The sequence below is a fragment of the Hyalangium sp. genome (assembly GCF_045802625.1).
Taxonomy (GTDB): Bacteria; Myxococcota; Myxococcia; order Myxococcales; family Myxococcaceae; genus Hyalangium.
Genome location: NZ_JBJMQP010000053.1, coordinates 66,371 through 89,707 on the forward strand (window position 1 = coordinate 66,371; position 23,337 = coordinate 89,707).

Consider the following 23,337-nt stretch of genomic DNA (forward strand, 5'->3'; position numbering starts at 1 on the left):
GTTTTCTGGACCTCTGGACGGGGGTGGTATCTTCCCGGCCATGACGCAGCAGATCCGGGCGCTGGTGGTGGACGACTCCCAGGCCATGCGGCGCAGCATCGTTTATGCGCTGCAGCGGCTCGGGGGAGTCGTCTGCGTTGAGGCCGGGGATGGGGCCGAGGGCCTCAAGAAGTTCACCCAGGGACAGTTCGACCTGGTGCTGACCGATATCAACATGCCGTTGATGGATGGGCTCAAGCTGATCAGCCACATCCGGCAGGATCCGGCTCACCAGAACATCCCCATCGTGGTCATCACCACGGAGGGGGCCGCGGCGGACCGGGACAGGGCCATGGCGCTCGGGGCGAGCGCGTACCTGGTGAAGCCCGTGCAGGCGCGGGTGGTGCTCGATACGGTGAAGGGGCTGCTCAACCTGCTCTGATGGCGACGCTTGGGTGCGGCGAGAGGCAAAGCAGATGAAGTCACTGAATTACGTAGCTTAGGTAGCGGGCGGGTGTCGACGAGGAAGCCCGGAAGTGAGTGCCCTCACTCCCGGGCCTTTGGAGATCGACCCCTGGGCCCAGCCCCTACGGAGCGGGCTGGGTGAGGGTTGCTTGCTGGAGCGCCACCTGGGTCTGGGCCAACGCCCGGCCGTTCATCGTCGCGCCCGTCTGGAGCGTGATGTCCGTCTTGGACAGGAGGATTCCCTCGAAGTGGGAGTTGGCTCCGAAGGTCGCCTTGCCCGCGACCTGCCAGAAGATGTTCTTGGCCCGCGCGCCGCCGCTCAGGGTGACATTCTTCCCCGCGCTCATCGTGAGGTCTCCCGTCGTCTGGAAGATCCAGACATCGTTCGCGCCGCCCGAGAGGACGACATCCACCGGGATCGTCACCGTGCTCGTCCACTTGTAGAGCCCCGGGACGAGGGTCAGCCCACCGATGTTTCCGGTGCCGAGCTCCAGGAAGTCAGGCGTGGGGCGTCCGGCGGCATCGCTGTATGCGCTCTCCATGTTGCTGATGGCCGTGGTGAGGTTGGAAGGAGTTGGCACCGCGTAGTTGGCGGCGTAGGCCTTGCCGACCAGCTGAGACGAGGTGGCGAAGACATTCGTCGCATCCGCGACCAACGAGAAGCCCGTGATGAAGGTCGCCGCGGCGGGGCTGATTCCAATGTCTCCCGTCACGGAGGAGGCCGGAACGGTGGAGATGGCCGTCTTGGCGAGCACCCCATAATTGCCAGCCAGCCCAAGGCCCACGGGCGCCGGCCCCTTCGACGCGGTCGTCCCGGTCGTGAAGCCCCAAGAGAACGCACTGGCCAGCGCATTGCCTGTCAGGTCCAGGACGCCGGTCGAGAGCTCGGCGGTGAAGGCTGTATTGCCTGCCAGGTTGCTCGAGGGAGTGAAGATCGCCGTCGTGCCCGTGGTCCCGTAGGCCACGGTGCCTGGGACTGGCGTGGCGCCCTGCTTCACGGTGAAGGTGGCCGTCTTGAGCGAGAGGGGGTCCATCGCCTTGCTGAACGTCGCGGAGATCCTCGCATTGATGGGGACACCGGTGTCGTTGCGGGAAGGGCTTGTGGCATTGACCACGGGCGGGGTCGTGTCAGCGGCGGTTCCCGTCGTGAAGGTCCAGGTGTGCTCGGACGCCAGGGCCTTGCCTGCCGGATTCTTGGCTTTGGCCGTGATCTTCCCCGTGAAGACTGTGTTGCCTGCCAGACTGTTCGTGGGGGTGAAGATCGCAGTCGTACCGTCGGCCCCTGCGGCCACGGTGCCAGAGACTGGCGTGCTGCCCTGATTCACGACAAAGGCCGCCGTGGTGAGCGAGAGCGGATCCATCGCCTCGCTGAAGAGCACGGAGACCCTCGTGTTGAGGGCCACGCCACTGGCGCCATCCTCGGGGCTCGACGAGCTCACCGTGGGCGCCGCGTTATTGTCCTCGGAACCTTCGCACGCGGCCAGGGTGGAGGTGACAAGGAGGGCGGAGATGGAGAGGAACAAGGCAATACGCAAAGCGCTGCTGCGCTGAGTAACCATGGAGGTACTCCTGAAGGGCTGACTAGGTTGTGTGAGAGATTGATTCGAGGAACCGAAGGGCATCCACACCCGGGAATGGGCGATGTGTCTTCGGTGCGCCACCGCTAACGTTGCAAGCTGTCAGGGGATTTCGTTATGTAACATAGGCTTCGCCGGGGCAATGTCAAACGCCCCGGTGCGATTAGTCCGAACTGGCGAGCCAGGACATGGCGACGAAGCGGCTCCGCACAGCTGGATGGGATTGTCCAGCTCCCTCAGGCGCGTCCTTCGCCATAGAATATACGCGATGGGGCTGTTGGGGGATGCAGAGCGCAAGAGCGTCGAGCCCATCCCATGGTGGAGCGCGAGTCAGTAGAAGCGTGGATTGTGGACGATACGGGCTTCCTCAAGCTGCCGGGGACCTGGATGGAGCACGTCAGCAGATGCGCGGCTTGCTGGCCGTGGAGGTCGTGCCCATGTACCGCCAAGCCGCCGAGGAGAACCTTGTGGGCCTGGATGAACGGCCCCTGGCATGATGACCTCCGGACCACGCATCAACGCAGGAGCAGTAGCGCAACTTCAGCAGGTCTCATTGTGACTCGGAGCCGCGGTGCCTCCCTCTGACATGACTCCCGACGCGAGCCCGCCTTCCCCGCCCGAGGCCGCTGTGAAGCCCGTGCTGGAGGTGGTGGGCCTGGAGAAGGCCTACGGCGCCCTGAAGGCCGTGCAGGGGCTGAGCTTCCAGGTGGCGCCGGGCGAGGTGCTGGGGCTGGTAGGGCCCAACGGGGCGGGCAAGACGTCCACGCTGCGGTGCCTTGCGGGGATCCTCCCCGTGTCCTCGGGGCGGGTGGCGGTGGCGGGGCATGACGTGGCGGTGGAGCCGGTGGAGGCCAAGCGGGCGCTGGCGTTCCTGCCGGACGAGCCGCGCCTGTTCGATTACCTGACCGTGTGGGAGCACCTGAACTTCGTGGCCCGGCTCTACGGCGTGAGGGACTGGGAGGAGCGAGGGCGCGCGCTGCTCGCGGAGATGGAGCTGGTGGGCAAGGAGAAGGCGCTGCCGGGAGAGCTCTCGCGAGGCATGAAGCAGAAGCTGTCCATCGCCTGCGGCTTCCTGCACGAGCCGAGGCTGATCCTCCTGGACGAGCCGCTCACGGGGTTGGATCCGCTGGGCATCCGGCGGATGAAGGCGTCGCTGCGCCACCGGGCCGAGCAGGGCGCGGCGCTGGTGCTCTCCTCGCACCTGCTGCCGCTGGTGGAGGAGCTGTGCCACCGGATCCTCGTGATTGCGGGAGGGCGCGCGGTGGCGCTGGGGACGCTGGCGGAGATCCGCGCGCAGCTCAGCGGGGGCGAGGCGGGGAGCGCGTCCCTGGAGGAGCTCTTCATCCGAATTACCGGCGCGGGCGGCGAGGAGCGGCGGGAGCCTCCCGCGTCATGAGCTTCTCGCGGGCGGTGACGTTCCTGTGGTGGGCCTCGCTGCGCAACCGGGTGCGCAAGCAGGTGGAGCGCCTGCGCCAGCCGAAGTACCTGGCGGGCCTGCTGGTGGGAGGGGCCTACCTGTACACCGTCGTCCTGTGCCGGTTGAACTTCCAGCGCTCCATGGAGGGGCTGTCTCCGGGGGCGCGGCTGCTGGCCGAGCTGGGGCTGGCGAGCATGTTGATGGCCTCGCTGGCCTCGGCCTGGGTGTTGGGACAGGACCGCCCGGCGCTCACGTTCACGGAGACGGAGGTCCAGCAGCTCTTCGCCGCGCCCGTCAGCCGGCGAGGGCTGCTGCACTACAAGCTGGCGCGGGGGCTGGTGGGCGCGGGGGCGGCTGCCTTCTTCAGCACGATCTTCATCGGCCGGGGGCTGAGCACGCATCCGGTGCTGTTCTACCTGGGCGCGACGGTGGTGCTGGGCACGGTGAACCTGCACGTGATCGCGGCATCCTTCGTGCGCACGCGGCTGGTCCGGCTGGGGTGGGTGGGGACGGCGCTGCGGTGGGCGGTGCTCGCCGGGCTGTTCGCCGGGTTGAGCTGGGCGGTGTACGTGGCGGTCCAGGCGCATCCCTTTCCGGAGGGAGGCATGGGGCGGCAGGTGCTGGAGGCGTGGCTCAGCGAGGTGTTGGAGCAGCCCGCGCTGCACCTCGCGTTGTGGCCCGCGCGAGCCCTGGTGGCGCTGCCGATGGCGGAGGGAGTGAGCGCCTTTCTCCGAGTCCTCCCCGTGGCGCTGGGGCTGCTGGTGGCCCACTACGTCTGGGTGTCGGTGCTGGTGGTGCCCTTCGAGGAGGCGGTGGTGGTGCGGGCCGAGACGATGGCCCGTCAGCGGGGGCAGCGGATGGCGAGGGTGGGGCACCTGGTCATGCGCAAGCCCTTCTTTCGCCTCCAATCCCTGGGCCGGCCCGAGGTGGCGCTGCTGTGGAAGAACCTGATCGCGGCGCGGCGGATGGGAGGCCCGGAGGTGCTGCTCGTCCTGGCGCTGCTGGGGCTGGCGGTTCCCATCGGCGCGGTGCTGTTCGCTCCCGAGTCGGTTCACGCCTCGCGGCAGATCATGGCGCTGCTCTACGCGTCCTTCGCGGGGATGATCACGGTGTTCGGCCCGGTGTCACTGCGCGCGGATCTGCGCATGGACCTGCCCAAGCTGGACATGCTGCGGGCGATGCCGTTGACGGGACTGCAGGTGGTGGCGGCCGAGGTGCTCGCGCAGGGGTTGTTGCTGGCGGGGATCCAGGTGGGGCTGCTGGCCCTGGCGGTGGGGATGGCGGTGGGGGCGCCGGGAACGTGGGGGGCGACATTCTGGGTGGCCAGCGGGCTGGGCCTGGTGCCGCTGCTGCCGGCGCTAGGGATGGGAGGCCTGTTCGTGCAGAACGCCGCGGTGGTGCTCTTTCCCGCGTGGCTGCCGGCGGACGGAGAGCGGGCGAGAGGGATCGAGGCGCTGGGCCAGCGGCTGCTGACGTTGGCGGGAGCGCTGGTGGTTTTGATCGGCGGGTTGATCCCCGCGGCCATCGTGGCGGCGCTGGTGGGCTTCACCCTGTACGGCTGGCTGGGCGTGTGGGCGCTGCCCTTCGCCGGGCTCACGGCGGCGGCGGGGCTGGTGATTGAGGTAGCGCTGGGAGTGACAGCCCTGGGCCGGGTCTTCGACCGCATGGACGTGTCGAGCGAAGGCCCCGGGGCTCCGTAGGGGTAGGGCGTGCCCACCATGCCTTCTTCATAGCGCTTCCTTGGGAGTGCATGCCTCGAAATGGAGGCAGGCACCTGGATGGAGGCCCCTGAGCATTGCGTGACGGGCTCACGCGTTGCAGACGTCCTCTTTCGTTTCGACGAGGAAACCTTTCCTCACGAAATTACGACGGGCAGCTTGCTGAGCCCAAGCCGTACGGACGAGTAGTACCGGTGGATGCCGTCGACGATTTCGTAGGTGTGCGTCTCATGGCCCCCGAGGGCGCGGACGGCAATCGGGGGGAGGTGCACCTGCTTGTTGATGCCTTCCAGGACATGATGGAGCTTGGTGTCGTCGTAGAGACCGCCGAGCCGATGGGTAGGCGGGAGCACATCCTTGGTATCGATGATTTGAGTCTCACTGCCATCGGAGGTGTAGTGCTTGCCGTCTTGTCTCACGGCCGCCCCCCCCATGGTCAGGGCCTGCATTTTATGCCGGATTCCGCTGTCCACGAGGGTGCCCACGATGTCAGGGAGTTCGTGGTAGTTCCCTGCCGGGCAGATCGGCGACAGGAAATACAAGAGGATTTCTGAAAGAGGCTGGGGAGAGCTTGAATATAGCTCCAGCCGCCCGTGGCGGCTCAAGCTGTTGAGTTCGGTGAAGATGAAGGGCATCGGTGGAACTCCAGGTGAGGGTGGGGATGCGTGCTTCTGGTTTCCCTTTGAGACGCGCTCACCTGGTGTCTTGTGAATCGATACATGTGGGCAGGACGGCGGCTCGCGCGGAGCAAGAACCGCTCTCGAACCTTCTGGTCCCCAAGAGGTGGCTTCCCCTTCACTTCCACCGTTAGAGCCTCCTCCAAGTCACCACGCGCCAACGCCCCACCACGGTACCTGCCGGAAGCAGGGCCGGGTGCAACTCAGGGCCTGCTCAGCTCGGGCTGGGCGTAGCGCCTCTCTGGAGAGCTACGGGAGGCGCAGCTTGTGATCCGAGAAAAAATCTAGAGCCCCGTCCGCTTCTCAAGCTCCTCGGGATACCGCGCGCCTTCCACCTGGATCTTCGCTCTTCGAGCGTCGGTAGCAGTTCCTCCTCGGGCTTCCGCCACCAGAGTGAGTACTCGCTCTGCACCGCCGCGACCGGTTGAACGGCGTGAGCACGACGGATGGTCTTCACGCCCGCCTCCGAGAGGCCGAAGTGCTTCACCTTGCCCGCGCGTATCAGCTCCTTCACCGTGCCCGCGACGTCCTCTAGTGACGAGGGGGCCGGGAAGGTCGCCCTAGCGTGCGTTGAGGAAGGCCACTACCAGCACCCCGAGCACGGGCAGGAGCACCAGCGCCAGCAGGAGCCAGGCGGCGCGGTGGGCGAAGTTGAAGGTCCAGCCCACTCCGGCGAGCTTTGGGACGATGAGCCGAGGATCCTCGGGGTTGTGATAGATGAGCGGGCTGTAGCCCTTGGGCAGCGACTGGCCCTCGGCCACCATGCGACGCGTGGCGGAGGCGAGCCCCACGGCTCCCGCCCCCAACGCCAGCGCCACCGAGCCCAGTATCAGCCCCAGAAATACCGGGGGCGAGGGAGGCGTCTCGCTGGGCAGCAAGATGGCGACAACGGCGATGGAGCCCACCACGGCGAGGGATACCCAGCGCACGAAGTTGCCATAGGCGCGTGCCAGCTGCGGGAACCTTGCCCGGCTGACGCGCTCGAGGACCACCGCGAGCACCTCAAGGAAGACGGCCAGCGCCGCCGCGAACAGGAGCGGCCCGAAGACGTCCCCGAAGTTCTTCGAGCCGTAGCCATCCGGCACACCCCCACGTCCCCAGTGGACCACCCACCGAGTGGGGAGCGCGTCCCACTTGCGGGCGAGCCACGCCGCAGCCGCTGCAAGCATCACAAGAGGAAGGAAGCGCATGGTGCCCCCACGTTAGAGCAGATGGGATTGGGTCTTAGCGCATCCAGCGGCGCAGCAGCTCGAGCAACCGGTCGGTGTCCGTCGGCTTGGGCAGGTAGTCGCTGGCACCCGCGGCCAGGCACTTGTCGCCATCGTCCTTCAGCGCCTTGGCGGTGATGGCGATGATGGGCAGGGCCGCGAAGCGCGGATCCTCGCGGATGGTGCGCATGGTCTCGTAGCCGTCCATCTCCGGCATCATCACGTCCATGAGCACGGCATCCACCTCTGGATGAGCGCGCAGGCTCTCGAGGCCCGCCATGCCGTTCTCCGCGTGCAGCACCTCCATCCCCCGGTTCTCCAGGACGCTGGTGAGCGCGAAGAGGTTCCGGATGTCGTCATCCACGATGAGCACCTTGCGCCCGGCGAGGCTGTCGCCCGGCGAGGCGGACGCGTCCGGCGATCGCGAGAGGCCCTGAGAGACCGGCGGTAGGTCCAGGATGTTCTGGCCAGACATGCCGCCGGGCTCGGGCTTCGGGCTGGCCGGGTCGGAAGGGCTCTCTTCCGGGCGGATGTACCGCTGGGGCAGGTAGAGCGTGAAGGTGCTGCCCTGGCCCAACTGGCTGTCCACATACAGCTCACCGCCCAGCAGGCGCGTCATCGCCAGGCTGATGGAGAGCCCCAGCCCCGTGCCTCCGTACTTCCGGCTGGTGGTGCCGTCCGCCTGCTGGAAGGCCTCGAAGATGAGGCGCTGCTTGTCCGCGGGGATGCCAATGCCCGTGTCCACCACGCTGAAGGCGAGCACCCGCTCGGCGCGCTTGAGCACCTCGCTCTCGAAGCGCCGGCTCGGATGCTCCACCGGAGTGACACGCAGCTCCACCCGTCCGCTGTGGGTGAACTTGAAGGCGTTGGAGAGCAGGTTCTTGAGCACCTGATTCAGCCGCTGCGGATCCGTGTAGAGCCCCGAGGACAGCCCCGCGCCCAGGCTCACCGAGAAGCCCAGGCCCTTGTGCTCGGCCACGTGCCGGAAGCTGCGCTCGACGAACTCCTTCACCTCGGAGAGGGACACGTCGGCCGGCTCCACCCGCATCTTGCCGGCCTCCACCTTGGAGAGGTCCAGCACCTCGTTGATCAGGTGGAGCAGGTCCGTCCCCGAGGCGTGGATGGTCTTCGCGTACTCCACCTCGCGAGGGCTGAGGCGGCGCTCCGCGTTCTCCGACAGGACCTTCGCGAGGATCAACAGGCTGTTGAGCGGCGTGCGCAGCTCGTGGCTCATGTTGGCGAGGAACTCGCTCTTGTACCGCGAGGCCAGCGCCAGCTGCTCCGTGACATTCACGTTGTCGGAGAGATCCTTCCAGATGCCCGCCAGGCCCCGCAGCTCGGCCAGGCCGCCCCGCTTTCCGTCCACGCCCACTTCCTTCGCCACGCGGTTCACCTCCGCGGCGAACGCGGAGAGCTGATCCACCATCGTGTTGATGGTGGCCTTCAGCACCAGCGGCTCGCCGCGCGGGCCCACGGTGAGCTTCTGGCTGAGGTCTCCCTTCGCGACGGCGGTGGCCACCCGGGTCATGTCGCGCACCTGCGTGGTGAGGCTGTCGGCCAGGACGTTCACGTGCTCGAGGAGCTGCTGCCACTCGCCAGACAGGCCCGGCACGCGGGCCTGGCCGCCCAGTCGTCCTTCCGTGCCCACCTCGCGGGCCAGCCTGCCCACCTCCGAGGCCAGCGCGGCGTGCAGGGTGACACCCGTGTTGAAGGCCTCCACCAGCCGGTCCACCAGCGGGTGGGTGCCATGCACGGGAAGCCGGCGGGAGAAGTCACCTCGGTTGGCGGCTTCCATCGCGGCGAGCAAGGCGCGCAGCTGCTCCTCCTGGCTGGGGGGCGGCGTCGGCTCGTTCAGGGTCGGATCCACGGGGAGGCTCCTGGCTACGCTCAGGTGCCGAGGACTCTCGCGCAGACGGACTGCCGTAGACGAGCACGCCTGGCTCTTCCGGGAAGGCGCCACGTTGGGTGTTGGACGGTTCCACTTGCCGGGGCCCGGGGCCGATGGACAGTGTCCCCTTTTGCCAAGGGGGAGGCTGGCGTGGGCCAAGAGGAACCGGAACCGCAGAACGAGGCCATCTCCTCCGACGAGCAGGTCCGGGACAAGCCCGAGGAGAAGCCTCAGAAGCCCTACGAGACCATCCTGGCGCAGCAGATCCGCCAGGCGAACCTGGAGCTGGCACGCCCCGCGCGAGGACTGCTCCTGTCCTCACTGGCCGCTGGGCTGGAGCTCGGAGTGGGGCCGTTCCTGATGGCGGTGCTCTCTTCGCTCACGCGGGGCGTGTATGCCCGCCCGGCGGTGGAGCTGCTGGTGGCGTCCGCGTATGCGGTGGGCTTCATCCTCGTGGTGGTGGGGCGCTCGGAGCTCTTCACCGAGCACACCGCGCTGGCGGTGCAGCCGGTCCTCGCCCGGGAGGCTTCGGTCCTGCGCTTGATGCGGTTGTGGGGGCTGGTGCTCGTGGGCAACCTGGTGGGCGCGGCCCTGTTCTCCCTCTTCGCCGCCTACCTGGGCCCGGCGCTGGGGGTGATGGAGCGCGAGGCCATTGGGGAGATGGCCCACAACGTCATCAAGCACCCGTCCGGCACGCTGTTGCTGAGCGCGGTGATGGCGGGGTGGATGATGGGGCTCGTGGCCTGGGTCGCCACCTCCGCGCGGGAGACCATCAGCCAGGTGGTGCTGGTGGGGCTGATCACCCTGGCCATCGGCCTGGCCCACCTGCACCACTCGATCGCCGGCTCCATCGAGGTGCTGATGGGCGTCTTCATCGGCCAGGGCGCCTCGGTGGCGGACTTCGGGCGCTTCTTCGTCTTGTCCGTGCTGGGCAATGCCGTGGGCGGAAGCGTCTTCGTGGCCCTGCTCAAGCACGGGCACGTGCGGCACTCCTCCTGAGCGGCTCACGCAGAGGGGGCTCGGTGCGGAGCCCCCTCCGCGTCCGTCACGGGCAGAGGGTGCGATCGTTCAGCGGGTTGATGTGGCCCTCGGCGTTGCCTGTCATCGACTTCGCGTAGATGCCGCCGTCGAAGCTGCCGTTGCTGAAGTTGACGTTGGCGTAGGGCGCCAGCACCGTGCCCCAGAAGCCGTAGCCGTTGGCGGTGATGGAGGTGGCGTCCACGAAGTTGTAGAGGATGCCGTGCTGGTCGATGCCGCCGCTGAACGAGTGGCCGAAGCCCTGGAACGTGGCCGCCGTCCCGCGGATGTTGAGCACCACGAAGGAGCCCGCGGGCGCGTCAATGGACAGCAGCACGGCGCCGGTGAAGGCGCTGGCGCTCACGTCGAAGACGTTCACGTTCGGGTTGGTGCCGGTCAGCATCACACCGCCCCAGACCTCACGCTTCGTCGTGCCGTTGGCCGTCAGGCTCGCCAGCCGCGAGGACAGCGTGCGCAGCTCGCTGAACCGCGCCGTGAAGTCGATCGGCGTGCCCTTGGACACCGAGCCCCGCGTGAACGTCACGGTCTGGTCGGTGCTGAGCGTGCCTCCATAGAAGGCCTCGCCCCCGACGCCGCCGCGGTAGAGGCTCAGGTTGCCACCCGCCACCAGCGTCTTCGAGACGTCGCTGTCCGGCAGGCCCTGGCCCACCGAGAAGTCCGTCATGGAGATGTTGCCACCCGCCGCCACCTTGCCCACCACGTCGTGGCCGCCGGTGTAGCTGTCCTGGAGGAACAGGTTGTAGTCGCTCAGGTGGACGTCGATGCAGCTGTTGGCGCAAGGGCCCGCCACCGTGAGCTGCCGGACGGCGGTGCCCGTGTTGCCCGCGTTGTCCTTCACGCTGTAGGTGACCGTGTACTGGCCAGCGTGCGTCTGATCCAGGTTGCTGGAGGCGGTGATCCGCGAGGTCAGGTCGTTCGAGCAGATGTCCGTGGCCGTGGCGCCCGCGTCCACGTAGGGCGCGCCGTTGCACTGCAGGGTCACCGCTCCGCCGATGGGCTGGATCCGCGGCGCCAGGGTGTCGACCACGGCCACCGTGCGGTCGGCCGAGACGCCGTGGCCGCTCCCGTCGTTCGCGCTGTAGTGGAGCGTGTAGCTGGCCGGAACCTGGGGGTTCACCGCACCCGTCACCGTCACGGGCAGCGTGCCGGCGCACAGGTCCGAGGCCGTGGCGCCGGGCTCGGCGTACGGAGTGCCGCACTCCAGGCTCATGTTGGCCGAGCCCTTCAGTGCCAGCGCCGGGGCCAGCGTGTCGGCCACGGTGACCGTGCGAGACACCGTCGCGGACAGGTTCCCGGCCGAGTCCGTCGCGGAGTAGCTCAGCGAGTAGGTGCTGGGCACCGCCACGTTCACCGAGCCCGTCTTGGCGATGGCGCTCGCCGGCAGCGGCCCCGAGCACAGATCGCTCGCGGTGGCGCCCGGGTCGCTGTAGGTGCCGCCCTGGGTGCACTCCAGCGTCTGGCTGTCCGGGCCGTTGAGCGCCACCGTCGGCGCCACGTGGTCCACCACCGTCACCACGGCCCTGCACGAGGAGGAGTGGCTCGCCTTGTCCGTGCACGTCAGCGTCACCGTCGTGTCGCCGATGGCGTACGGGCCGGCAGGGCTCTGCGTGCAGCCCACCAGATCGTTGTCCGCGTCGTACGAGCCGCTGTCGATGCTGGCGTTGACGCCGCAGGTGTACTCGGCGACTTGCGTCACGTTGTGGCAGAGCGCGGTGGGCGGCTGGCCAGCCGGGGCCGTGAGCTGGGGCAGCTTGCAGAACGAGGTGCAGTTGCTGATGCTGCCGGAGGTGTCGCCGGTCCGGCCGTTGGCATCACCGTTGTCGCACTCCTCGCCGAACTCCTTGTCCACCACGCCATCGCCGCACCAGTTGCGGTGGCAGGACCACGAGCACGTCTCGGAGGCCGGCTGTCCAGCCAGCGCGGGCTGGCCGTTGAGGTTGTCTCCCAGGTCGCACTCCTCGCCCGACGGCGCCTCCTCGGGGAGGCCGCACCCGGCGGCCAGCGTCATCGCTCCGCGCACCAGGATGTAGGGCGTGCCGTCGATAGGCGTCTCGTTGCCCGGATCGATCATGAAGTCCGAGTAGTGCTGCTGGCCGGGCAGCGTCCCGGAGGACTGCATCGCCACGCCCGCGTACGAGAAGGCCCGATCCGGGTAGTGGGTGAACACCGAGCGCGCCGCGCACCCGCCCGCCCCCGAGAGCATCCCGTCAAAGATGTCGCGGGACATGAAGTCGTTGTACATCTCGAAGATGTGGGCGGAGTCGGCGCAGCCCGGCACGCCCTGCACGGTGAAGTCGCCGAACGGCTCCAGCAGCGTCACCGAGGTCCCCGCCGGCGCGTTCTGGTAGGCGCAGCCCAGCGCGATGTACATGCCCGTGTGCCGCTGCACCGAGTTCAGCACGTAGCGGATGCCGTTCTCCACCAGCTGATCCGTGCCGTTGGAGGAGGGGTCCGTCGCGAGGATGGCGACGTCTCCGTCGACGATGGCGCCCCAGTTCTTGCGGTTGTCGATGGCCGCCTGGAACGCGTCGGTGCCGCTCTGGCACGCCGCATCGCCGATGATGATGGCCCGGTAGGCCATGAACTGCTGCGCCGTCAGCGCCCGCCACTGATCCGGAGTCACCACGTCGATCCGCGTGGCGGGAGAATCGGCGGCCACCGCCTGCGCCTCGCGGCTGTTGAGTCCGTTGGCCACGCTGCTGCCGAGGATCAGCACCTTGTCCTCGCTGCGGACCTCCTGAGGCAGGGTGCTCGGGGAGAGCGCGGACATCGCCGCGGTGGGCTCCTCGTTGCAGGCGGCGCCGGCCAGCGCGGCCAGCAGCAGAAAGGCTCTCCTGATGGTGTTCAGCGACATCTCAAGACTCCCGCAATGTGGGGGCTTCAGGCACATCCCCGGCTTCAGGCTCACTGTGGAAGGACCAGGCGCTCAATGAAGGGTGGGGAAGCTCCCTGAACCACTTTTACCCCCAAGGCAGTACCTTTTTTCGGGGAAATTTGCAAGCACGACTGATTGTTGCGCTGTGACTGTAGAGAAATTCATAGGGAAAAGTGCGCCTTATATCTACTTGACCCTACGCCAGAGGTGGGCGTGCGGCACCCTACCGATCCAGTTGTGCGATACCTGGGGAAGGTGGGGACTCATGGCCCCGGGAGTGCGGAGCAGCGTCCTCGGCTGCTCCCTGCACCGGCGGGAGACACGCCATGGGCCCGCTGTCTCAGGCACGCCTGTCGCGTGGACTTGGAGGCTCTGCCTCGAGGCACCGAGAGTGTCAGGGGAGCGCGGATGGCTCCCGTCCGCCTTCGTGTTGCTTAGGAGGCGGGCCTCCCATAAGAGGCGCAGCGACATATGGCGATGAACGAGCGTTACGAGCCGCAGGCGATTGAAGGCAAGTGGCAGTCCCGGTGGGAGCAGGAGGGCGTATTCCGCGCGGGCACCCGGCCCGGAGCCCCCGAGAAGTACATCCTCGAGATGCTGCCGTACCCCAGCGGGAAGATGCACATGGGGCACGTGCGCAACTACCTGATCGGCGACGTCTACGCGCGCTACTTCCGGATGAAGGGCTACGACGTGCTCCACCCCATGGGCTGGGATGCGTTCGGCCTGCCGGCGGAGAACGCGGCCATCAAGGACGGCGTGCACCCGGCCGTGCGCACCCAGGAGAACATCGACTCGTTCAAGGCGGAGATGCGCTCGCTGGGCTACAGCTATGACTGGGCGCGCGAGGTCAACACCAGCCAGCCCGAGTACTACCGCTGGAACCAGTGGTTCTTCATCCAGATGTTGCAGCGCGGGCTGGTCTACCGCCGCTTCAGCAAGGTGAACTGGTGCACCGGCTGCCTCACCGTCATCGCCAACGAGCAGGTGAAGGATGGCACGTGCGAGCGCTGTGACTCGCCGGTGGTGGACAAGGAGATGCCCGAGTGGGCGTTCCGCATCACCAGGTACTCGCAGGCGCTGCTGGACGGGCTGGACGAGCTGAAGGAGTGGCCCGAGCGCATCACCAGCATGCAACGCAACTGGATCGGCCGCTCCGAGGGCGCCGAGGCCGACTTCGAGGTGAAGGGCGCCAGCGAGAAGATCCGCGTCTTCACCACGCGCATCGACACCATCTACGGCTGCACCTACGTGGTGCTGGCGCCGGACCACAGGCTGGTGGCGAAGGTGACGACGCCCGAGCGCCGCGCGGAGGTGGACGCCTTCGTCGCGAAGATGGCGGCCACCAGCAAGACGGACCGCACGGCCGAGGGCGCCACCAAGGAAGGTGTCTTCACCGGCGCGTACGCCATCAACCCGTTCACCGGCCAGCCGGTGCCCATCTGGATCGCCAACTTCGTGCTGTCCGACTACGGCACGGGCGCGGTGATGAGCGTGCCGGCGCACGACGAGCGCGACTTCGAGTTCGCCCGCAAGTACAGCCTGCCCATCAAGGTGGTGATCCAGCCGGCCACCGGGGACAAGCTGCCCGAGGGTGACAAGCTGGAGGCCGCCTCGACCGAGTACGGCGTGCTGGTGGACTCGGGCGAGTACTCGGGGCTGAAGTCCGAGGACGCGCGCCGGAAGATGGCCGCGAAGCTGGAGTCCGAGGGCCGTGGCAAGGCCACGGTGACGTACCGCCAGAAGGACTGGGGCTTCAGCCGCCAGCGCTACTGGGGCACGCCCATCCCCATCGTCTACTGCGAGAAGTGCGATCCGAAGCGCGAGGGCATCCCCGTGCCGCTGGAGCAACTGCCCGTGCGCCTGCCCGAGATCGACACCCAGGCGGTGCTGACCGGCAAGGGCGAGCCGCCGCTGGCCAAGGTGGCCTCGTGGGTGAACACCACCTGCCCGAAGTGCGGCGGCCCCGCACGCCGCGAGGCGGAGACGATGGATACCTTCGTCGACTCCTGCTGGTACTACGCGCGCTACCTGTCGCCGCGCTTCGACGCCGCGCCGTTCGACGCCAAGGAGGCCCAGCGCTGGCTGCCCGTGGACGTGTACGTGGGCGGCCCCGAGCACGCGGTGATGCACCTGCTGTACTTCCGGTTCTGGACCCGGGTGATGAAGGAGCTGGGCCTGGCTCCGGTGGACGAGCCCGTCACGCGCCTGATCACCCAGGGCATCGTCAACGGCTCGGACGGGCGGAAGATGTCCAAGCGGTGGGGCAACTCGGTGGCCCCCGCCTCCATCGTGAAGAAGTACGGCGCGGACACGGCGCGCGCCTACGTGGCGTTCGCCGGCCCGCCCGAGCGTGACTTCGACTGGTCCGACGCCCAGGTGGAGGGCGCCTTCCGCTTCCTCAAGCGCGTGTGGACGCTGGCCGCCACGCACGAGGGCGTCGCGGGGGCCACGCACTCGGGCGCCTACGAGGGCAAGGCGCTGGAGATCCGCCGCGCCGCGCACAAGTGCCTGAAGCGGGTAGGGGAGGCCATCGAGCGCCTGTCCTTCAACACCGCCATCGCCGGCATCATGGAGTACATCAACACGCTCTACGCGGTGGGCACGCCCGAGACGCCCGCGGAGAAGGCCGCCATGGCCGAGGCCCTGCACCTGCTGGCCATCGTGCTGACGCCCTTCGCGCCGCACATCGCGGACGAGCTGGCCGAGGTGTTCGGCTCGAAGACGTTCACCGTGAATCAGGCGTGGCCGGCGTTCGATCCGGCGCTCGTGGTGGATGAGGAGATCCCCTACGCGGTGCAGGTCAACGGCAAGCTGCGCGCCGAGATCAAAGTCCCCGCGGATGCGGCCGAGGCGGACGTGCGCGCCGCGGCCGAGGCGGATGAGCGGGTGAAGGCGGCCATGGTGGGCAAGACGGTCCGCAAGTTCGTCTTCGTCCCGAAGCGGCTGGTGAACTTCGTCGTTGGCTGAGCGGAGGCCCGTGTGCCGACCGAGGTCCTCGTCATGTGTACGAGGTGCGGACGGCCGCAGCCGGCCCGCACGGGCAACTGCGTGGCCTGCGGCGAGGTGCTGCCGGAGGCCCCGGTGGCCGGCACTTCGTCACCGGACGCCCCGTTCCTCCTGATGGAAGGCAGCGGCGGGCGCTCGGTGACGGCCATGGGCCGCAAGGTGGCCTACCGCGCGGGCGGCTCCGCGGCTCCCGTCGTCCTCGAGCTCGGCACCCTTCAGTCCGTGACGCGCGTTCGCCGCATGTTCCTGGAGGCCCTGGCGCTCGTGCCGGTGGCCATCGTCCTGACGTTTCTCGTTCCGGCGGCGAGGCCCGTGGCGGCGGGGCTCTCGGGGCTCGGGCTGCTCGTGGCCGTGCTGTGGCGGCGCTACTCCCTGGCGCTCAAGACGCGCGATGGCGGCAACCTCCGGTGGTCACTCGGCCTGGCTCGGCTGGCCTCCCCGCGGCTGCGCGGGCTCGATGCGGCCTGGGGCTCGGGGGCTCTGGCGCTGGCCTCTCGCGGTGTGTCCGTGGGCGGCGCCGCGGCCCCTCCCGGCCCCGGCGCTTGACCCGGGATCGGACCCCGATACTGTGAGCGCCATGGCTCGGCTCTGTGCGGTGGTGGCGGCGGTGCTCGTGGCGGGAGTGGGGTGCGGCTATCGCTTCGTGGCTCGGGACGCGACGCTGCCCGAGGGCGTGCACGCCGTGTGCGCCCCCATCTTCCTCAACGAGACGGCCGAGCCCGGCCTGGAGACCCTCTTCACCCGCGCCATGCGCGAGCAGCTGGTGCGCGTGGGGACGCTCGGGGACGGGGGAAAGTGCGATGCCCGCCTCGAGGGGCAGGTGACGAACGTGGGCAGCTCGCCCACCATCGTCACCGAGCCCATCACCGATGAGAAGGGAGCGGTCCTTGCCGGCCCGCAATTGGCCAGCTACCGGGCCTTCGCCGAGGCCCGGCTGCGGCTGCTCAAGGACGAGCGAGTCCTCGCGGAGACCACGGTCGCCGGAACGGAGGACTATCTGCCGGGCAGCGGTGATGTCCTGGAAGCCGAGGCCAACCGCCGGGCCGCGCTCCACCGTCTCTCGGAGACGTTGATGCGCGAAGGCTACGAGCGGCTGGCCCGCAACTGGTGAAGCGCCGCGAGGGCGCTCCGGGCAGGACGGCTACTTCGCGGCCTTGGAGGCCTGGGCGGCCTTGGTCAGGCGGGAGATGCGGCGCGCGGCGTTGCGCGGGTGGAGCACGCCCTTGGAGGCGGCCTTGGAGAGGGTGCGGACGGCGTCCTTCAGGGCATCGCCGGTCTTCGCCGCATCCTTGTTGGAGATGGCCTCGCGGGCCTTCTTCAGCGCGCCCTTCACGCTGGTGCGGACGGTGGTGTTGCGCGCGCGGCGCTTCTGGGCCTGACGGTTGCGCTTCTCTGCAGACTTGGTGTTCGCCAAGGGAATCTCCAGCTAACGGCTGTGGAAAAAGAGGGGCCGTACCTACAGCGACCTCTCCCGAGCGTCAAGGCGCTCGTGTCACGCGGTGTATTCCCAGCGCAGTCCGGCCGGATCACGGAAGCGGATCCGTTGGGGCTCGGCGCCCTGGATGGCCCCGGGGTACGAGGCCTCCAGCGAGGCCCGGAGCCGCTCCACCGCTCGGGCGGACGGGGCGCCCAGGCAGAGCGCCGCGCCGGAGGCTCCCGAGGACCCTCCCGGAGTGAACACCAGGCGCAGGGCCCCATCTCCATAGGAGGCCTCATCGGGGGCGCCTCGCTCGGCCTGCCAGCCAAGCAGCGGGGCCACGGCGTTCCAGAACGCACGCTGGGCCGGTAGATCCGGCACCTGGAAGCGCAGGGAGGTGAGCGGAGCCCGTGGCAGGGAGGTGGGGGGCGGCAGGGCCTTCTCCGCTGCCTTGGCCGCCTGCCAGTGTCGCTCCATGTGCTCCAATGTAGCCTCACCAAAAGGAACGCCCTCGGCGCGCAGCGCGGCTTCGATGTGCTGGAAGCGGGTGGTGAAGCGGCGGGTGGCCATGCGCAGCGCGTCCTCGGGCGGGGTGCGCAGGAAGCGGCCGAGGTTGGCCAGGGCCAGGAGGACATCGCCGAACTCGTGCTCGATTGCGTCCCGGTCTCCCGAGGTGACGGCCTGATCCAGCTCTCCCAGTTCCTCGTGGAGCTTGGCGCGCACGCTGGCGAGGTCGGGCCACTCGAAGCCGATGCGGCTGGCCTTCTCGGTGAGCCGCTCGGCGCGCAGCAGGGAGGGCGCGGCGGTGGGGACTCCATCGAGCACCGAGCCCTCGCGGCCCGTCTTGCGCTTCTTCTCCTCGGCCTTGAGCTTGGCCCAGTTGGCGAGCACCTGCTCGGAGCCGCTCAGCTTCTGCTCGCCGAAGACGTGGGGGTGGCGGCTTGTGAGCTTGTCGCTGATGGAGCGGCACACCTCGGCCATGGTGAACTCGCCCTTCTCGGCGGCCAGCTGGGCGTGGAAGACGATCTGGAAGAGCAGATCTCCCAGCTCCTCGCAGAGCGGGCGCCAGGGGCCGCCATAGGCCACCCGATCCATCTCATCGAGCACCTCGAACGCCTCCTCGACGAGGTAGGGGCGCAGCGAGCGCAGGTCCTGCTCCCGGTCCCAGGGGCAGCCTTGCTCGGACCGCAGGCGCTCCATGATCCCGACCAGCCGTTCCAGCTCCGCCCCAGTTGCGCTCATGTGTTGACCAACCTTCGAATCCTCGGGCCTCTGCCTGGGTCCGCCCACCCGGTTGAGCCCGGAAATGGTCGCCTACCCGGTAAGCCAGGGGGCGGAAGGGGGGTGATTGCTTTCACCGTGAGGGCCCCTCGCCTATCATCGATGGTCCGGATGCCTCACTCCTTTTGTTCGCGACTGCTCCCGGTCATCTTCTGCCTCGCGCTGTTCCCGGCGATGAAGGCACGTGCTCAGATCGACGCGCCCACTTCTCTTCAGGAAGTGGACCCCGATACCGCGCCGTCGGATGACTCGGCCAATGACGACTCCGTCTACGAGGACGACGAGCCGGGCTCTAAGCGCGGGAAGAAGAAGCACCCGAAGGGGAAGGCCGCCCAGGAGGACGAGGCCGAGCCCGGGGTGAAGGGCCCGGCGGCGAAGAACCCGGCGGCTCCCGAGCCTCCCGTGGCAGTGCCCGCGCCCCCGTCCACGGTGACGCCTGGGGCCGCTCCTGCCGCCACGCCAGCGCCGCCTGCTCCGTCGAAGCCAGAGGCCAGCGGCCAGAAGGCGCCGCCTCCGCTGCTCGCGCCGCGCGTCTCGGATGCGGACCTGCTGGCCGTGTGGGATCGCTGGAAGGAGGCCCGGAAGAAGTCGGACCTGGATGGGGAGAGCCAGGGGCGCAAGGATCTCTTGAAGCTGCGCGACGAGGTCTCCGCCACGGACTTCGATGCCTTCAGCGTGAGCCTGCTGCGCGAGGCCCGCGAGAAGCTCGAGGCGAAGAACCCCGCGGGCGCGGTGCAGCTCGCCGAGGCCGCGGCGGCGCTCTCTCCGGACCTGCCGTATGCGCGCTTCGCGCTCGCGGATGCCTACGCGCGCAAGGAGCCGGGCTCGGTGGGCCGGTACGTGGGCGAGTTCCAGGCCGGGTTGAGCGCGCTGGCCAGGGATCCTCGCTTCTGGCGGCCGGCGCTCGGGAACCTGGGCGCCATGGCGCTGCTGGCCCTGCTCGCCACGGCGGCGGCGGTGGTGGCCGTGCTCTTCGGGCGGCGGGTGCGCTATGCCCTGCATGACTTTCACCACGTCTTCCCGCGAGGCATGGGCCGCTGGCAGTCCATCGCGGTGGCCGTGGCGATCTTCCTGATGCCCATCCTGCTCGGGCTGGGCGTGGTGCCGGTGCTGCTCGTGCTGTTCGGGGCGATCGCGCTCTACCTCTCGGTGACGGAGCGGGCCGTGGTGGCGGTGCTGCTGGCGCTGGCGGGGCTCATTCCCCTGGTCGCGGGCCAGATCGCCCAGTCCACCGTCTTCGCCGGCACGGTGGCCGAGGACGTCTACATCCTGGAGCGCGGCGGCTTCACCGGAGATGAGGCGGCGGCCCGGGTGCTCGCGCGCCAGGCGGCGAAGGAGGCCTCCTTCGAGGAGCTGTTCGCCCTGGGGCGCTACCAGACCCGCCGCGGGCAGCTCGACGAGGCCATCGCCGCCTACAAGGCCGCGGCGGCCCTGCGCCAGCGCAACGCGCTCCTGCTCACCAACTACGGCAATGCGCTGATGGCCTCCGGGGATATCGACGGCGCCACGCGGCTCTACCAGGACGCGCAGCAGGCGGACAGCACGCTGGCGGCCGCGCCCTACAACCTGGCCCAGGTCTACCGGCGCCAGGCCCGCGGGCTGCCGGATGCCCAGGTGGGCGCCGCGCTGCAGCGGGCCTCCGAGGTCATGAACGTCGCCCAGCGGCTGGACTCCTCGCTGGTGGGGCGCGATGTGCCTCCCGATGAGCGGCTCCTGGTGAACCTGCTGCTGCTGTCGCCGGAGCTGCCCTGGTCCGAGATGATGGCCCTGGCGGATGGGACCGCCGCGGGCATGCGCGTGGAGAACCAGCTCGACCGCGTCCTGATGGGCACCACGGGGATGGCGGCGCGGATCTACCCCGCCATCTTCGCGCTGCTCTTCTTCCTGTGGGGCTATGCGCGCGACCGGGTGCGAGGCACGAAGTCCTGCGAGAAGTGCGCCCGCCCGGTGTGCCGGCGGTGCGATCCCGATCTGGGCATTGGCGCCTTCATGTGCAGCCAGTGCACCAACGTCTTCGCCCGCAAGGGCGTGGTGCCCGAGGCGATGCGCGCTCGCAAGCAGGCGGAGGTGCAGCGCCACCAGACGTGGATGGGGCGGCTGGCGCTGGCGCTCGGGGCGCTGGTGTCCGGGGCGGGCCACGTCTTCTCGGGCCTGCCCATCCGCGGCGCCATCTACAGCTTCCTGTTCCTGCTGGCCCTGTCCGCCGTCTTCCTTCGGGATGGCGTGCTCAGGGCTCCGTATGGCGAGGCGCCGGTGTACCTGAAGCTGCTCCCGGTCGTCTTGCTCATCCTCCCCCTCTATCTCTTGACGCTGCGCGGCCTGCGCAAGCGCCAGGCGGAGTAGGCCCGAACGCCATGGCTCTTCAGGGAACTCTCAAGGACTTCGGCATCGCCGACATCCTCCAGCTCATCGGCCAGCAGCAGAAGACGGGGCAGCTCTGCCTGGCCAACAAGGAGCAGGAGGTCAACATCTTCTTCCGGGACGGCAACATCGCCCGGGTGGAGAGCGTGACCCGCAAGAAGAAGGATCTCATCGGCAACATGCTGGTGCGCGCCGAGATCATCACCGAGGCCCAGCTCGAGGAGTCGCTGGAGACGCAGCGGCGCACCCTCAAGCGGCTCGGGGACGTGCTCGTGTCCAGCGGGGCCATCACGGCCGATCGCTTCAAGAAGATGATGCAGCTGCAGGCCACGGAGACCATCTACAAGCTCTTCAGCTGGGACGCGGGCACCTACGAGTTCAAGGCCGAGCCCGTCGAGTCCGACACCGAATCCATCACTCCGCTGCGTGCCGAGTCGGTGCTGATGGAAGGCTTCCGGATGGTCGATGAGTGGCCGGTGATCCGCAAGAAGATCAACCGGCTGGACATGACGTTCGAGACCCTCCGGCCGCTGCCTCCGCCCGTCAACAAGGAGGAGGATCTCGACGCCGCGTTCGATGACGCGTTCGCGGAGAAGAAGAAGGACGAGAACAAGGGCGAGTTCAAGTCCGTGGGCGACTCGGAGCGCGCCGTCTACGAGAAGATCACCCCAGAGCGCGATGTGCGCAGGCTCATCGACGTGGCGCTCCTGGGAGAGTTCGAGACCTGCAAGGCGCTGCTCAACCTCATCAACCTGGATTACATCCGCCCCACCACCGGGGCCGGCAAGTCCGCCTCGGCCGACCGGGACGGCCTCCTCCAGAAGGTGGGCCAGAGCCTGGGCTCCCTGGGCGCCAGCATGGCCGTGCTGGCCGCGATCGTCTTCCTGGTGGCCCAGCTTACGGGGACGCTGTCCCTGGCCAGCTCGCCTGCCTCCACGTTCGCCGACCCCGCGGCCCAGCGCTTCATCTCCCGGACCCAGGTCAAGCGCATTGAGGCCGCCCTGGTGGTGTTCCGGCTGGAGAAGGGTGACGTGCCCGAAAAGCTGGATGCGCTGGTGGAGGCTGGGCTGTTAAAGCCTGAAGAGCTGCGCTACCCGTGGCGGGAGCAGTACTATTACAGGCGCCTGGCTGCTCGTGAGTTTGTCCTGCTTCCGCCCTTGCAGTAGCTCGCTACGCCTGCCTCCCTTCCCCGGTCAGGGAGTCGACGTTACGTTCAGTCCGGGAAGGTTGAATGGAGGAACGGACCTCATTGAGAAATCCTGCCACGTTGGAAGCTCCCGCTGTCAGCCCCACCTCGGCCAAGGTCGATGTCCGCGATAACGAGACCGCCCTGGCGCTGTGCGGCAACCAGAACGAGAACCTGAAGCTCATCGAGCGGCGCCTGGGGGTGCGCGTAGGGCAGCGCGGCACCGAGCTGCTCCTGTCCGGCCCCGCCGACGCCGTGGCCTTTGCTGTCCGTCTGGTAGAGAACCTCGAGGAGATGATCCGGGCGGGCCGGACCGTGTACCGCGAGGATGTGGAGCAGGCCATCAAGGTGCTGGGCCGGGGCGGCGCGGAGTCGCTCGGCGAAGTCATGCTGGGCCCGGTGCTCAAGAGCTCCGGCAACCGGCAGATCACCCCCAAGAGCATCGCCCAGAAGCGCTACGTGGAGGCCATCCGCGCCCACGACATCGTCTTCGGCATTGGCCCAGCGGGTACGGGAAAGACGTACCTGGCCATGGCCATGGCGGTGGCCTTCCTGCAGGAGCGCAAGGTCAAGCGCATCATCCTCGCGCGGCCCGCGGTGGAGGCGGGTGAGAAGCTCGGCTTCCTGCCAGGAGACCTGGCGGAGAAGGTGAACCCGTACCTCCGGCCGCTCTATGACGCGCTGCATGACATGATGGCGGGCGAGCGCGCCGCGGCGCTGGTGGAGCAGGGCGTCATCGAGGTGGCTCCGCTGGCCTTCATGCGCGGCCGGACGCTCAATGACGCGTTTGTCATCCTCGACGAGGCGCAGAACACCACCGTCGAGCAGATGAAGATGTTCCTCACGCGCCTGGGCTACAACAGCAAGGCCGTCGTCACCGGCGACGTGACGCAGGTGGACCTGCCGGTGGGGAAGATGTCCGGCCTGAGCCACGCCCGCTCCATCCTGAAGAACATCGAGGGCATCTGCTTCTCCGAGTTCTCGGAGGTGGATGTGGTACGCCACCCGCTGGTCCAGGAGGTCATCCGGGCCTACGACAAGTTCGAGACGGCGAAGGCCGAGGCGGCCAAGGAGCAGGAGGCCCGCGAGGCGCAGGACCCGGTCGAGCCCGAGACGCCCGAATTAGAAGAGCCCATCGCCACGTGATTTCGCGGGGTTGGCTTTTCCGGCGGCCTACAAGCAGGCGGCCCAGGGCCTGGAAAAGCCCTGGGTCCTTGATACCGCCGTTCGGGCTTGCATAG

Annotated in this window: 18 protein-coding genes and 1 pseudogene; 11 read left to right on the top strand and 8 right to left on the bottom strand. The window is 68.4% G+C overall.

What is annotated here, in order from left to right; translation table 11 throughout:
* Window positions 1-40 precede the first annotated feature (40 nt).
* Window positions 41-421, top strand: a complete 381-nt coding sequence (locus ACJ8AT_RS10420) for a response regulator (RefSeq protein ID WP_407737512.1) — start codon at window positions 41-43, stop codon at window positions 419-421.
* 145 nt (window positions 422-566) lie between these two features.
* Here ACJ8AT_RS10420 and ACJ8AT_RS10425 read toward each other — a convergent pair whose 3' ends face one another.
* Complete coding sequence (locus ACJ8AT_RS10425) at window positions 567-2,003, bottom strand: ice-binding family protein (protein WP_407737513.1); 1,437 nt, start codon at window positions 2,001-2,003, stop codon at window positions 567-569.
* Between the two features lie 302 nt (window positions 2,004-2,305).
* Here ACJ8AT_RS10425 and ACJ8AT_RS10430 point away from each other — a divergent pair, with 302 nt between their 5' ends.
* The 3 genes from ACJ8AT_RS10430 to ACJ8AT_RS10440 all read left to right on the top strand — a co-directional run bounded on the left by ACJ8AT_RS10430 (window position 2,306) and on the right by ACJ8AT_RS10440 (window position 5,138).
* A complete protein-coding gene (locus ACJ8AT_RS10430) occupies window positions 2,306-2,518 on the top strand; it encodes a DUF2379 family protein (RefSeq protein WP_407737514.1) in 213 nt (70 codons plus the stop codon).
* An 89-nt stretch (window positions 2,519-2,607) separates the two neighbouring features.
* Window positions 2,608-3,417 carry an ABC transporter ATP-binding protein gene (locus tag ACJ8AT_RS10435; RefSeq protein WP_407737515.1) on the top strand — a complete coding sequence of 270 codons (810 nt, stop codon included), beginning with the start codon at window positions 2,608-2,610 and terminating at the stop codon, window positions 3,415-3,417.
* Window positions 3,414-5,138, top strand: coding sequence for an ABC transporter permease (locus ACJ8AT_RS10440; RefSeq protein ID WP_407737516.1), 1,725 nt, complete (start codon window positions 3,414-3,416; stop codon window positions 5,136-5,138). Before ACJ8AT_RS10435 ends, ACJ8AT_RS10440 begins: the two co-directional genes overlap by 4 nt.
* Before the next feature lie 155 nt (window positions 5,139-5,293).
* Here ACJ8AT_RS10440 and ACJ8AT_RS10445 read toward each other — a convergent pair whose 3' ends face one another.
* The 4 genes and pseudogenes from ACJ8AT_RS10445 to ACJ8AT_RS10460 all read right to left on the bottom strand — a co-directional run bounded on the left by ACJ8AT_RS10445 (window position 5,294) and on the right by ACJ8AT_RS10460 (window position 8,908).
* Entirely contained in the window at window positions 5,294-5,791 is a 498-nt protein-coding gene (locus ACJ8AT_RS10445) for a ParB/RepB/Spo0J family partition protein (RefSeq protein WP_407737517.1), read from the bottom strand.
* A gap of 388 nt (window positions 5,792-6,179) precedes the next feature.
* Window positions 6,180-6,371, bottom strand: a pseudogene (locus tag ACJ8AT_RS10450) (aldo/keto reductase); the annotation flags it as partial.
* Window positions 6,372-6,393: 22 nt separating this feature from the next.
* Window positions 6,394-7,002 (bottom strand): DUF5808 domain-containing protein, encoded by a 609-nt coding sequence (locus ACJ8AT_RS10455; protein WP_407737518.1) that lies wholly within the window; start codon window positions 7,000-7,002, stop codon window positions 6,394-6,396.
* Between the two features lie 55 nt (window positions 7,003-7,057).
* A complete protein-coding gene (locus ACJ8AT_RS10460) occupies window positions 7,058-8,908 on the bottom strand; it encodes a response regulator (RefSeq protein WP_407737519.1) in 1,851 nt (616 codons plus the stop codon).
* Window positions 8,909-9,079: 171 nt separating this feature from the next.
* Here ACJ8AT_RS10460 and ACJ8AT_RS10465 point away from each other — a divergent pair, with 171 nt between their 5' ends.
* Window positions 9,080-9,928 carry a formate/nitrite transporter family protein gene (locus tag ACJ8AT_RS10465; RefSeq protein WP_407737520.1) on the top strand — a complete coding sequence of 283 codons (849 nt, stop codon included), beginning with the start codon at window positions 9,080-9,082 and terminating at the stop codon, window positions 9,926-9,928.
* 46 nt (window positions 9,929-9,974) lie between these two features.
* Here ACJ8AT_RS10465 and ACJ8AT_RS10470 read toward each other — a convergent pair whose 3' ends face one another.
* Complete coding sequence (locus ACJ8AT_RS10470) at window positions 9,975-12,821, bottom strand: choice-of-anchor A family protein (RefSeq protein ID WP_407737521.1); 2,847 nt, start codon at window positions 12,819-12,821, stop codon at window positions 9,975-9,977.
* 492 nt (window positions 12,822-13,313) lie between these two features.
* Here ACJ8AT_RS10470 and leuS point away from each other — a divergent pair, with 492 nt between their 5' ends.
* The 3 genes from leuS to lptE are packed head-to-tail and all read left to right on the top strand — an operon-like array spanning window position 13,314 to window position 16,962.
* A complete protein-coding gene (gene leuS, locus ACJ8AT_RS10475) occupies window positions 13,314-15,812 on the top strand; it encodes a leucine--tRNA ligase (protein ID WP_407737522.1) in 2,499 nt (832 codons plus the stop codon).
* 12 nt (window positions 15,813-15,824) lie between these two features.
* Window positions 15,825-16,397 carry a hypothetical protein gene (locus ACJ8AT_RS10480; protein WP_407737523.1) on the top strand — a complete coding sequence of 191 codons (573 nt, stop codon included), beginning with the start codon at window positions 15,825-15,827 and terminating at the stop codon, window positions 16,395-16,397.
* Between the two features lie 31 nt (window positions 16,398-16,428).
* The gene (gene lptE / locus ACJ8AT_RS10485) at window positions 16,429-16,962 is read left to right on the top strand and encodes an LPS assembly lipoprotein LptE (protein WP_407737524.1); all 534 of its coding nucleotides are present in this window, start codon (window positions 16,429-16,431) and stop codon (window positions 16,960-16,962) included.
* 30 nt (window positions 16,963-16,992) lie between these two features.
* Here lptE and rpsT read toward each other — a convergent pair whose 3' ends face one another.
* Both rpsT and mazG read right to left on the bottom strand, forming a co-directional pair.
* On the bottom strand, window positions 16,993-17,265 hold the full coding sequence (gene rpsT, locus ACJ8AT_RS10490) for a 30S ribosomal protein S20 (RefSeq protein WP_407737525.1): 273 nt from the start codon (window positions 17,263-17,265) through the stop codon (window positions 16,993-16,995).
* Between the two features lie 78 nt (window positions 17,266-17,343).
* Window positions 17,344-18,510: a nucleoside triphosphate pyrophosphohydrolase gene (gene mazG, locus ACJ8AT_RS10495; RefSeq protein ID WP_407737526.1), complete on the bottom strand. Its 1,167-nt coding sequence runs from the start codon at window positions 18,508-18,510 to the stop codon at window positions 17,344-17,346.
* A gap of 213 nt (window positions 18,511-18,723) precedes the next feature.
* Between mazG and ACJ8AT_RS10500 the strand changes: the two genes are divergently transcribed.
* From ACJ8AT_RS10500 to ACJ8AT_RS10510, 3 genes are all read left to right on the top strand, one after another.
* Window positions 18,724-20,892 carry a hypothetical protein gene (locus tag ACJ8AT_RS10500; protein ID WP_407737527.1) on the top strand — a complete coding sequence of 723 codons (2,169 nt, stop codon included), beginning with the start codon at window positions 18,724-18,726 and terminating at the stop codon, window positions 20,890-20,892.
* An 11-nt stretch (window positions 20,893-20,903) separates the two neighbouring features.
* The gene (locus ACJ8AT_RS10505) at window positions 20,904-22,076 is read left to right on the top strand and encodes a DUF4388 domain-containing protein (protein WP_407737528.1); all 1,173 of its coding nucleotides are present in this window, start codon (window positions 20,904-20,906) and stop codon (window positions 22,074-22,076) included.
* Window positions 22,077-22,159: 83 nt separating this feature from the next.
* Window positions 22,160-23,242, top strand: a complete 1,083-nt coding sequence (locus ACJ8AT_RS10510; protein WP_407737529.1) for a PhoH family protein — start codon at window positions 22,160-22,162, stop codon at window positions 23,240-23,242.
* The last annotated feature ends 95 nt before the right edge of the window (window positions 23,243-23,337 follow it).